Origin of the sequence: Oligoflexus sp., from assembly GCF_035638955.1 — a bacterium.
GTDB lineage: Bacteria > Bdellovibrionota_B > Oligoflexia > Oligoflexales > Oligoflexaceae > Oligoflexus.
Map to the genome: position 1 here is coordinate 1 of NZ_DASQYZ010000497.1, position 11,964 is coordinate 11,964.

An 11,964-nucleotide genomic window follows, 5' to 3' on the forward strand; every position below is an offset into this window, starting at 1 on the left:
TTGATTGCCGAACGGGTCGCAACTTCAAAGGCTCCGGCCATGGACCTGCCCCTCCACACTGGTTTCCACTCATTATCTCATGAATATTACGGCAAAAATTTCCTCACGAAAAAGTCATAAATCGTTTGGCTCGAATTTAAAAAAATTTTGCCGAAAACCCTGAAGATCTTTGGTGGCAATCCATGAAAGGCAGGGAGGGCTGGGATATGCGATGGTTATACAATTTCAGCGTGATGTTCTGTTGCTATTTCTGGCTGCACGGGACATTCATAGGCTGACGGCAGGGCGGCGCCAGGCTTAGGCATCCCAATTTAGGATGTGTATCCTGGGGATCTGCACGGGGAGCCTCCAGCGAGCCGTGGGGCATCTTCCAGAACTTCGGCTCGTACCGACCCACCAATCCCTTCCATGGCCGATCGCATGGCATCCATGCCTACGCCGCGGCCTGAGATATGCGATAACTCCACGGCCGTGGAAAACCCGCGCCCACGGCCATCGTCCCCGATGGCAAGGACAAGGTGGGCTGCAGACAGGAGAGACTTGTGCTTTCTTTTGCTTGCCGTCATTCCTCGATCGGCGGCGTCAGCCCCAACCTTCGAGTCGGGATATTAGAACGCCTCCCCTGTTATGGCATGAAGCGAACTTTTGCGCAGCTGGCGATCCATCCAGTCAGGGTCAATGCGAACGCTGCTTTGCTTTTTGCTTCTGATATGGCCCGTACTGAAACCAGCGACGAACTCATCAGGGGTGGCAAATAGCGAACGGGCATCCTGGTAATCCATCAGAAAGGTTTGTCCCCATTTGTCCCGAAACTCTTCCTCCTGATTGTCCCAGTGACCACCCAGGATACCGATATTGAAGAGAAGCTTGTGGTAGGCGTCTGAATTTAGTTTGAGGATATGACCGGTGCGGATGTTCATCACGCTATTATACCGTTGCGATGCGTCCTCCAAATCTTCAACGGCTAGCCAATCCTCCCATAAAAAGGACGAAGCACGGTAACGGGATGGAATGGACATAGGCGGTGGCATCTCCAAACCCCGATAGATATCATATTGAGTGAGCACGCCGCGGCAGCTTGAGTAAAGATAGGGTTCGTGACCAAGAACCTGAACGTGTTTAAGCGCATACTCTAATATTGCTTTAAGGTGCCCGGGATTGCTGGCAGCAAAGCTTTCATTCAAAACCGTGGAAAATTCAGCAAAAGATAGGCCACGGTAATTGTGCAGTATTTGGCCCGAAGCATTGACCGCAGCGAACTCCAGAGCTTCGTCGTTCAATGTTGCGAACAGCACAAGAGGGAGTGTACTGATGGGCAGGGGCAGACCGGGAAAGGACTTGTTGGTTATAGACCAGCTTCCGCCCCTTTTGATGAGCATGACAGTTTTCGGCATGGCTGCCGTGGTCAATAAACCCCAAGTGTCAACCTGCGGCGTGGAAATCGTCACAATCCCGGCCAAGGGATAAGACTGGACGGTCACATCACCTTCCAGATCTACAGGTCCAATCGCTTGCAAGACATCGCTATCCGGTGTCCAGACATAAATATCCTTTGTCGCGGACACCAGGATCACTGTTCCATCATTGAGGGCTTCAGACTGCAGCAGCGCAAAATCAAATTCCCGCTTCATTTGTCGTTGATTCACATGGTCAACCCACTGCAGATGACGCTCATCATCCTGATGTATGGCATAGCGCCTGTCGGGGGAACTTCGGCATCCTTTGTCGCTGCATGACAATCCGATTTCCAGCAAATTGTCACCTGCGGTCAAAAAGGTTTTGAAATGAAGAGCGTTTTCATAAAGGAGCAGGATTTTGCTGAAATCCCTGGCCGACGCCTTGAGAAAACGGGTTTGCCATTGACTTGGATGCGGGATTGTCGATTCCGTGGATATGAGCGCCGAAGGCACGAACCAGGGAGCCTGCTGCTTCAGGACGACTTGCGAAATGGATTGAAGGGACAAAACGTAGAATCTATCGTTTTGATAGGGATGTTTTTGAAGGACCGCCGTTCCCAGATTCTTGTCCAGCCATAGAGATGTCTGGGTCGCCAGTTCCCGGTCCATGTCCCAGGCTTCCAGCATGTCTTTCCGGCTGGAAATAAGGAATTCCTTGTCGTTGACTCTGGCCAATAGAAATGAAGTTATGCTGTCTTCATCGACTCCAAGTTGCAAATCCTGCACCACAGGTCCGGACTCAGGCCACTCAATTCTATGGAGACGGCTGCATTTCTTTCCACTGAGCGATGGGTTTTGGTAATCCAGGAATATCGTGTGACCATTGGCTGTGACGTCCATTCGGGTGATCCAGCATTGACTGGGGTTCGAGAAGACTGAAACGGCACCATCGGGATAGCTGACCTTCAAGATGAATTCGTTTACGGACAACAGAAATTCATTGGAATTTGGAACGCGAAAGAGCTCCAGGTTTCTATAGGGCTTATCGCCAAGGACATTGGGCAAGGGAATGGTTTTCTGCTTGTCAAGGTCAGCACTGTCAAGTGTCATGAGATCCTTGGCACCCACGAGGATGATGCGCTGCAATTGCCATTCGATGACAATATCTTCGTAATCGTGCTCGAACTTATAGGACTTCACTTCCTGGCCATGCTCCAGGACGTCCAAGGCGGTGCCTGCATTATCGGACCGAATGCCCAGCAAACGTTTCTCATCCAAATAAGCAAACTGCTTGTATGCCTTGGGTATCCGGTGAATGCGCATGCCTTCTGCAACATACGATTCAACACTGGTCGCGGATATCGCCCAGTCATCAGTATAGGGTGAAAGGGCTGCAGATGTATCCAGCAACGGTCTTTGAAATTTCATTTCCCACAGCAAATTGCTTCTGGTCGCGAACCAATGGAAATTGCCGAGGAGCTGCCAGAAAATTTCGCGAAGCTCAGCTTTCAGTGTGAGTTGTTTGGCCGAACTGAGGAGTTTTTGAAAGGCTTTAAAGGCTTCAAACTCTTCCGCCCCCTGAACGAGCAACTGGACTTGCTTGCTTGTGCTGAGGATTTCAGCAATTACGGCCTCATGGAAGACAAAAATGGTTTGAGAATCGTAGGCGAGCGATTGCCCGATCGATCCTTGCCAAAGGCATAGAGATCCCAGGCTCCTTGGTCAGGGACATTAAAGCTGGATCCCATTTTAATGAATTCGCTCTCCAAACAGCCATCGCCAGCCACAGTTTCGTCTCGGCGCTGTTTCAGGCAAGTGAAAATATCGACAGAATTCCTGTCATCGACAACGAAATTTAAATTGGCACCAGGACCAACTTTCAGAGTGTCGGACGTTTGATCGACAAGCGTGAAATTTGCGATATCGAGCCGTATAGTCGGATGACTTTGGTCCACAGACAGGGCACATGTTTCAAGGGGTGTTTCTGCCTTGACGGGTGACGCAACATCAAAGGCGTCATAACTCCTGATAGAGATGTTATAAAGGCCATCAGGCAAATCGATAGGAACCCTGGGAACGACCTGGATAGTTTCGAAATCCTTTTCCTTGATGATCCCGTTGGGCCTGATCGTAAACAGTGATCCGTGCCATGGAATAAGATACCTGTTGAGACTCCTGATATTTCACGCTGGGAATGAACTCATCAATCACAGGAATTTCCGCTGATGGGCACCTCGCAATTGCGTGCTGCTGACGATTTAAACTGCTGTCGGGTTTGAGAGAAAAATGGCTGAGACCCGGCGGCAGGCTGGTCAAGTCCAATGCGAAACCTTGCCGCTTGGTCGCTGAATCGCGCACCATAAGCCTGAAACCCCGATCGTCGGCTTGAACCACGATGCAGGATTTAGCGGTGACTCGAACGGGTTTGATTTCGGTATTTCTAATGAGGAAGGCTTCGAAGGGTATGTCATCTTCAATCTGAATCAAAGCGTAGTGTTCTTGATCCGAATTGTCGCCGCAGGTCAATATCTCGGAATCGTAGCGGTTCGTAACCTTGGAGCAGGAAACCATCACAGTCATCAGCCACAAGACCGCTAAACAGAGAATTGTTTTCAACGAGTTAGTCAAAAAATGCCTCCACAGGTAGTTGTGCCTCGGCGGGATGCATCCCTCTTTTTCAAAAGAACGAGGGAGAGTTGGAAACCCAGCAGCTTGGTAGCTATTAGCCAAATGCTTTTCGTTCTCCAGCGGTTACAGAACCGTTGTGACGTAAGCTGAAACGTTTATAGAATGCCATTGGCTTTTTCCCAAGTGCTTATTTTGTAGCTCGGATGATTTCCTCAACACCGTCCGCAATGCAGGGCACGCAATAAAAAAAGCCGGCTTGAGTGCCGGCTTTTTTAGCTTTTAGTTTACGTCTCGGACGCTCAATGCCCGCCGTGCACAGCCTCTTCCAGCAAAGGATCAGCCACAGGCAACATCGGAAAGCGTCTAGCAAACCAGAGGAATGTGGTCACAAACAGACCCGCCATACCTATGAACATGCCGATTTCCACGAGCGGACCGAAGTTTTTCAGATAATCCTCGGCCTTGACAACTTCAGGCTGAACGATCAGCTGATACGTCATCCACTGAGCAAAGAGGATGATGGAAGCGATAGTGATGGTCCAGGGCTTGGTCCACTTCGCCCATTTTGGAATCATACTGTACAAAGGCAACACAAAGCCAAGCAAAGGAATCGCGAACACAAAACCCAACCAGGGGCCGTGCAAACGATGGATGTAGTACTCGGTTTCTTCAGGAACGTTACCGTACCAGTAAGTCAGGATATGAGCATAGGTCAAATACGCGAAGAAGATCGTGAAACCGTGCATCAGCTTGCCGACATCATGGAACTGCTGTCTTTGAATGAAGTCGCCGATGAAGGTCGTTTTGAGCGAGAACATGGTGATCAGCAGCGAGGCCATCAGGGTCTGCATCATCACAGCAAACTGCCAGCCGCCCCACAGGGTTGAATACCAGGTCGGTGCCAAAGACATAATGACGTCAAAGCAAAGGAAGGTAAAACCTACGCCGTAGCAAACCAGAATCGGTGCGCTCCAGTATTTGGTCTTCACGCGGACTTCTTCACCCAGATCTTCCGCTTCTTCATGACGGCCTTCCATCCAGGCCTTGTCACGATTGATGCCCAACCGAAGTTGCCACATCACGAGGTAGGTGAGGAGAGCGATGATAAAGAAGACGCGTGCGTACATCAGCTCCGGCTTCAGCCAGCTGCGTTTGCCCCAGAAGTGATCCAGCATGTGGGGATCGGCAATCCAGCGGTAAACTTTGCCAGCACCGCCGATGTCAAACATCACCGCAATGATGTAGACGGCAAAGAGAACAGCCGCGACCGGAACGAAAGCGCCGAACGCTTCCTGAATCCGGCGGATAGGACGGGCCCAGGTGGCACCGATCACATCCTGCATGGCCGAGAAAGCCATGGCACCAAAGCCAAGACAGAAAAAGAAGTAAAGGTTAAACAGCAATGAACCCCAGACCCGAGGTCCCTGATGCGTAAAAAAGCCGAAAGCGGCGGCGATCAAGCCGATACCGATACCAATCAGCGCCGCAAGGCGAAGAGTGGGTGAGCCCTTCAGAAAAAGTGACTCTTTGTCCTTGTATAATTCCTTGGCGATACTCATCGGGGTTCCTCTTCCTATTTCGGCTGCGGCGATTGCAGGGTTCTCAGATAGGTAATCAGCTGCCAGCGCTCATGCGGGGAAATCGCGTGGGCGTAAGACGGCATCATGTTGCCACCGTTGGAGATCTGCAGGAAAAAGTACCCGTCTTTTCTCGCGACCAGTTCAGGACGGGTGATATCGGGAATAGGCACCGGATAAGCATCGCCCAAAAGCGATTTACCCTTGCCATCCAGACCGTGACACACCGCGCAGTAGGTGTCGAACATCAGCTTACCGTTAGTCCTCACATCCTGGCTGACCTGAGGTCCCTCACCAAAGGGATTGCGCAGTTCCTGTTCCGCCTGAGCGGGACTTTCCGGATAAAGAATCGCATTGATGGTGACGCTGCCATCGGGTGGATTCAGGTAGGATTCCTGAGTCTTCACCGTGGGGTTGTCCGCCATGTCGGGCATGTACTGGAGTTTGGTCGTGTTTCGACCATGGGGGTTGCAGGCACTGACGCCGGTGAGGGTCAGAGCTGTCAACGCGAGCTTGGTCGCCAGATGCTTCATGGTTTGCCTTTCCTCACTTCGACTCAATGATACGAATTTCTTCAGCGCCGAATTCTCTTAGAACCCGGGCTTGCTCGCTATCGAGTGACGCGTTCGGCACGAAAATACCGAAGCGATCATCCGTAAAGCGAGGATCCAGAATACGCTGCTTGGGGTTCGGCAAACGCCCCATGACCAGCATGCCAAGAATGGTCATCAAACCGCCGAAGAGAATCGTCAGCTCGAAACCGATCACAACATACGCAGGTATTGAATAGAGACCAGCGAGTTTACCGCCGACCACCAGAGGCCAGTCATAGTCGAGCCACAGAGCCAGACCAAAACCGGTCACGGTTCCTGTCAGCGCACCCGAAAGAGTGAACCAACGCACGGGGCTTGGACCTGCATCCAAAGCCTCTTCGATCTCATGATATGAGGTGGGGCTGAACACCTCATGTCCTGCGCAATCCGAGCGAAGTTGAACAGCCTTCATCGCATCGACGACGTTATCCAGATATTGATAGACTGCTAAGATTCCACCTGGTCTTTTACTCATGGGTAGCCACCTTAATCAATGATGCTTTTTGCTTAACGGTTTGGGCATGATCAGTTTCAACTCTGACATCGACACGATTGGGAAGAATCGGCAGAAGATCAGGAACCAGAACATGAACCAACCAAAGCTACCAATGGACAGACAGATATCTCCGAGCGAGGGCTGGAAATGACCCCAGGAACCAGGCAGAAAATCTTCAGCCAAAGATGAAACGATAATGTTATAGCGTTCGAACCACATACCGACGTTGACCAGGATCGCCACAAACATGGACACAGCAATGTTGTTGCGCATGCGCTTGGACCACCAGATCATGGGGAAGATACAGTTACAGAACACCATGACCCAGAAATAGAAAGCGTAAGGACCGATCGCACGTTTCTCGAAAATGCCCCACTCGTAAACGTTGCCCGAGTACCAGGCGACGAAGAATTCAATGCCGTAGGCATAGAATACGATAGTCGAAGTCAAAAGGGTCAGTTTGATACAAGCTTCCAGATGCTCGGGCCGAATGAACTCTTCCATGCGGAACATCTTACGAACGGGAACCAAAAGGGTATACACCATCGCGCAACCGGAGAGGATCGCACCTGCAACGAAGTAGGGTGGGAAGATGGTCGTGTGCCAGCCGGGTTGGATGGACATTGCAAAGTCCCACGAAACGATGGAGTGAACCGAGAGGACGAGGGGCGTGGCGAGAGCCGCCAGGAAACCATAACCGGCTTCATAGTGATGCCACTGTTTGGCCGTTCCGCGCCAGCCGAAGCACATGATGCCGTAAATAAAGCGACGAACGCCTTTCACACGGTCACGAATCGAAGCCAAATCGGGAACCAGACCCATGTACCAGAAGAGCAGTGAGATGGTCAAATAGGTCGAGATCGCGAACAAGTCCCAAGCCAAGGGTGAACGCAGGTTCGACCAGACGTTGTTGGTGTTCGGCAAAGGTGGGATCCAGTACATGGCAACCCACAGACGACCGACGTGAATCAGCGGGAAAAGACCCGCGGTAATTACGGCGAAGACAGTCATGGCCTCGGCACTTCGGTTCACTGTGTTACGCCACTTGGCACGGAACAGGAACAAAATAGCTGAGATCAAGGTTCCGGCGTGACCGATACCGACCCAGAAAACGAAGTCGGTGATCAACACACCCCAATAAACAGGGCTGGTCTTTCCGGTAATACCCATACCGTAGGTAATTTCCAGACCCCAGGTGATCGCACCGATCAAAAGAAAGATGATCGCACCAGCCCACGCCAAATAATAGGTCGGGTGGGGCTTTCCCAGATTGGCAAGAATGCCGTCATTGACGTCTGAGATCGTCCTGTTCCACTTTACTGCCTCGCTCATCCAATTGCTCTCCGCTTAGATGTCGTTTCTTTTAAGGATGTCCATGCCCTGGTTCACCGGCTCCGCCGCCATGGTCATGACCATCGCCGGCTGCAAAGCCTTCTGTTCCGTCGTGTTTCACTTTTGCCAGGTAGTTGAGGTTCGGCAGAGTTTTCAAGCCGTACTCTTTCAACTCGGGTTTTCCGCCGAGCAGAAGGAAGGCACGGTTGTCTTTGCGAGCTCGCGTCACTCGGGCATTAGGATCCAGGAGGTTGCCGAAGACGATCGCATCGGTAGGACACGAAGTCTGGCAAGCTGGACGAATTTCACCGTCAAACACCATGCGGTTCTGCTGCTTGGCATTGTGCTTCGCATCGCGGATGCGCTGCACACAGAACGTACATTTTTCCATGATACCGCGGGTCCGCACCGTCACATCCGGGTTCAGAGCACGGGGGTTGCGATCCATGGGGCTCTCGCCCATGATGTTCCACTTGTAGGTGTACCAGTTGAATCGACGAACTTTGTAAGGACAAGCGTTCGCGCAGTAACGAGTCCCGACGCAGCGGTTATAAGTTTGAGCGTTCAAACCTTCCGGCTCATGCGTGGTGGCATACACAGGACACACAGCCTCGCAAGGCGCGTGATTACAGTGCTGACACGTCACAGGCTGGAAGCTCACAGTTGGATTGTCGACAGCGCCGCTGAAGTAGCGGTCAATGCGCATCCAGTGCATACGGCGGCCCATGCGGACCTGCTCACGACCGACTTGAGGCACGTTGTTTTCAAGGTCACAGGCCACGGTACAGTTGCCGCAACCGGTACAACGCTCCAGGTCAATCGCCATACCCCAGCGGTAGGTGCTGCTGGCTTTCCATTCCGGGAAGAGCCAGCTGGTGCCACGCAGATCGCCATCGCGGGGTGTAAGCGATGGATAAAGATCGGGAACAGCGTCCAGGTCTTTTTCCTTACGAACATTCGCTACAGCCTGGGCCAGTGGAATGATCGGCATAATGTCGTGACGGTTGGCAATATCGTTGTGCTTCTGCTGCGAGCAGAGCTGATAGAAACGACCGGTCTTGCCGATTTCCACCGTTTGACCTGCGGTGACGATATCACCGGTCAATTCATCGGTTTCAAAGGCCAGGGCCACCAAAGGATCGACGCCTACGCGTTCACTGGCCCGGCTGGTCGCCAGTTTGTGACCATTACCGCGCGGCACAGCGATGGTATCGTAGTGCAGACCAGGCATCGGATACACGGCGGCTTCGAATGACCCACCTGGGCCTTTCACGGTCACGACATCATTATATTTGACACCGATTTCGCGAGCCTTGTGCGGGTTGATCGCGACCCAGGTATCCCAGGCCACGGTCGTCATGGAGTCACCGGCTTCCTGCAGAATAGGCCGGTCGGCACCATAACCATCACCCAACTTGCCGTCCAGATACGCGACCAGTTTAAAGCCCTGGTTCACCGGAACAGGTTTAATGGAGGCACTCACATCCTTCAGCGCCGGCATTTCGCGTTTGCTGAGTTGAGTGACAAAGAAACCTTTGCGTTGGATGGCTTTAAAGAATGTATCGAAATCTTTATTGATTCCCGATTCTTTATAAATGCGGGTCCACTTGTCACGCAGATACGAACGATAGTCCGCATAGGCGCCGACGGGCTTGCCGAATTTGCTCGCGGTCCAGAGCAGAACATCTTCCGCCTGACGACTGTTCGCTACCGGACGCACCGCAGGCTGCTGAATCGACCAGAAGCCGGCGACCAGCTCCTCATCACCCCAGGCTTCCAAAGGATTATGGGTATTGAGCACATATTCTGCGTACTGACAGGTTTCGGTCGGCATCGGCTGCATGGAAACGATGGATTTCACGCTTTTCAGAGCGGCATCAATCCCGGTCGAACCAGGCAGGGTGAACGCAGGGTTCACATCGACGACAAAGAGAAGGTCATAAGTCGGCGCGTCTTTGATAAAACGGGCCACATCACCAGGACGACCTGGGTTTTTGAACCAACCTTGATCAAAATAAAGCAGACGATCAGCATAAGCCCCAAGGAGAACGTTAGCCATGATCGCAGCCAACTGCACCTGGGTACCATTTTTACTGAAGGCACCCGATTCACCGGCGATCAGCACAGCTTTTTTGCTCAAAGCTTCGCCGGCCAGTTTGTTAAGATGGGCGTCCAGGTTCAGACGAGTCCGGGCTTCATCGATCACAGCTTTGTGAGCTGTGATGACCGCACGAATGCTGCCTTTCTCGCCTGCCGAGCCTTTGGCATCCGGACGGGCCAACAAAGCTTCGACGAGGGCCAGCGTAACCGCGAGCTCATCACCCGCTCCAATCACATGACGCTCGTCCGATTTGCCACCGGTTACCGTCATGCGGGATTCAAACTGAACAAAACGTCCTTTGGAACCGGAACGGAATGTGTGACCGATCGACCAGCTTTTGCTTTCGAAGATCGGTGCGACACCGCCGCTGGCTTCCAGGAAGTTGGTTCCAACGCCGATCAGAAGCTTCGAACGGCGCAGGTCCGAACGAGGCATGCCGTCCAAACCAAAGGCCAGACGGTGCGCTTCCGAAACGCTGTTATAAAGAGCGTTGGTCTCGTAGACATAAACGTTGTCTTCGGATTGACCGACGGTTCTCAGGAAGTCTTTATAGAATTGAAGACTATGCCCGGTGCCGCCCTTAACAAGGAGACCGACTTTTTTCGAGGCTTTAACTTTGGCCGCCAGGGATTCGTAAACTTCTTCCCAAGTCACAGCGGTCATCGTATCACCGATACGAACCCGGGGAGCATTGGGACGGTCGGGGTGAAACAAAGCCTGGAGTTCAGAAAGAGCGAGGGCTGATGTCGCGCCTTGGCTCAGCGGATGCTCAGGATTGCCTTCGATAAAGACGGGACGGCCTTCGCGGGTCTTGACCACAACGCCGACGCGATCGATGGTCGTCGCGTAGTAGTTCGCGATACCGGGGATGAAATCCTTGGGCTGCTCAACGTAGGGAACTGCTTTTTCAACAGGACGGTACACGCAACCAGCAGTCGCCAGCATCGCTCCTGCGCTGAAGAGGCGCATAAAATCGCGGCGGTCGACGGGCAATTTACGGCCCTCGTCCTCAGCGGCACGATCTTGAGTTTCGCCGAGCTCGGGAATGACCTCTTCGATGTTCATATAGAACGGTCCCGGCACAAACTCTTTGGCGGGTTTTTCGAATGGCAGATCTTCCGTCGCAAAGACTTCTGGCTTGTCTTCCAGTCCACGGAGATCCCTATCGATACTCCTCATCTAACAACTCCCTTTCGAAACGAGGACGCGGGCCTCGGTAAAAGTCTTTATTTGTTCTTTTTTAGTAATGGCAGGTCGAACATGCGATAGGGGCTTGGTTTTTCTGGTGACATTCCACACACCAGCCCATTTGCATCGACTTGGCCTGCTGCACAGTCACCATGCTCTTCACATCACCGTGGCATTCAGCACAGTCGATGCCTTTCTGCACGTGGGGGCGGTGGCTGAATCGCACAAAGTCAGGCATATCGTGAACCTTGGTCCAGACCACAGGCTCTTTCGCGTCCCACTTCGCCTTCAGATACTTGATAGCATCCTTATCGGTGCGAACATATTGGTGGCAGCCCATGCAGGTATTCAAAGAGGGGATTCCAGCTGTTGCCGAGCGGCGTGCCGCGGAGTGGCAGTACTGACAAGGGATCTGACGGGTCCCAGCATGCAGATTGTGCGGAAACTCAATCGGCTGGTCCGGATGATAGCCGACATTGTCAACCGTATCACCGGGCGTCCAGTAGTTGGTCCAGAACTTGTTGCCGCGCCCGCATGCACTGGGAATCAGCAATGCAAGCAACAGACAAAGCCTTGCTAAGGGTGAGAAAGTCTTAATCACGGTAGCCAACGACAGCCTCCTTAACGGGATAGATCAATATCGACGGATGCA

9 protein-coding genes are annotated in these 11,964 nt (G+C 52.4%); all 9 read right to left on the minus strand.

Annotated features, from left to right (window positions below; genetic code table 11):
- Window positions 1–608: 608 nt before the first annotated feature.
- Window positions 609–2,987 (minus strand): hypothetical protein, encoded by a 2,379-nt coding sequence (locus VE954_RS40270; protein ID WP_324963865.1) that lies wholly within the window; start codon window positions 2,985–2,987, stop codon window positions 609–611.
- A 35-nt stretch (window positions 2,988–3,022) separates the two neighbouring features.
- Window positions 3,023–3,454: a hypothetical protein gene (locus tag VE954_RS40275; protein WP_324963867.1), complete on the minus strand. Its 432-nt coding sequence runs from the start codon at window positions 3,452–3,454 to the stop codon at window positions 3,023–3,025.
- Window positions 3,447–4,025 (minus strand): hypothetical protein, encoded by a 579-nt coding sequence (locus tag VE954_RS40280; protein WP_324963869.1) that lies wholly within the window; start codon window positions 4,023–4,025, stop codon window positions 3,447–3,449. The genes VE954_RS40275 and VE954_RS40280 overlap by 8 nt, the downstream gene beginning before the upstream one ends.
- Before the next feature lie 299 nt (window positions 4,026–4,324).
- Window positions 4,325–5,584, minus strand: a complete 1,260-nt coding sequence (locus VE954_RS40285; protein ID WP_324963872.1) for a hypothetical protein — start codon at window positions 5,582–5,584, stop codon at window positions 4,325–4,327.
- A 14-nt stretch (window positions 5,585–5,598) separates the two neighbouring features.
- Entirely contained in the window at window positions 5,599–6,135 is a 537-nt protein-coding gene (locus tag VE954_RS40290; protein ID WP_324963874.1) for a cytochrome c, read from the minus strand.
- A gap of 13 nt (window positions 6,136–6,148) precedes the next feature.
- Window positions 6,149–6,670 carry a DUF3341 domain-containing protein gene (locus VE954_RS40295; RefSeq protein WP_324963876.1) on the minus strand — a complete coding sequence of 174 codons (522 nt, stop codon included), beginning with the start codon at window positions 6,668–6,670 and terminating at the stop codon, window positions 6,149–6,151.
- A gap of 15 nt (window positions 6,671–6,685) precedes the next feature.
- On the minus strand, window positions 6,686–8,023 hold the full coding sequence (gene nrfD / locus VE954_RS40300; RefSeq protein WP_324963878.1) for an NrfD/PsrC family molybdoenzyme membrane anchor subunit: 1,338 nt from the start codon (window positions 8,021–8,023) through the stop codon (window positions 6,686–6,688).
- A gap of 31 nt (window positions 8,024–8,054) precedes the next feature.
- On the minus strand, window positions 8,055–11,303 hold the full coding sequence (locus VE954_RS40305) for a 4Fe-4S dicluster domain-containing protein (protein ID WP_324963880.1): 3,249 nt from the start codon (window positions 11,301–11,303) through the stop codon (window positions 8,055–8,057).
- A gap of 61 nt (window positions 11,304–11,364) precedes the next feature.
- Window positions 11,365–11,913 carry a cytochrome c3 family protein gene (locus VE954_RS40310; protein ID WP_324963945.1) on the minus strand — a complete coding sequence of 183 codons (549 nt, stop codon included), beginning with the start codon at window positions 11,911–11,913 and terminating at the stop codon, window positions 11,365–11,367.
- Between the last annotated feature and the right edge of the window lie 51 nt (window positions 11,914–11,964).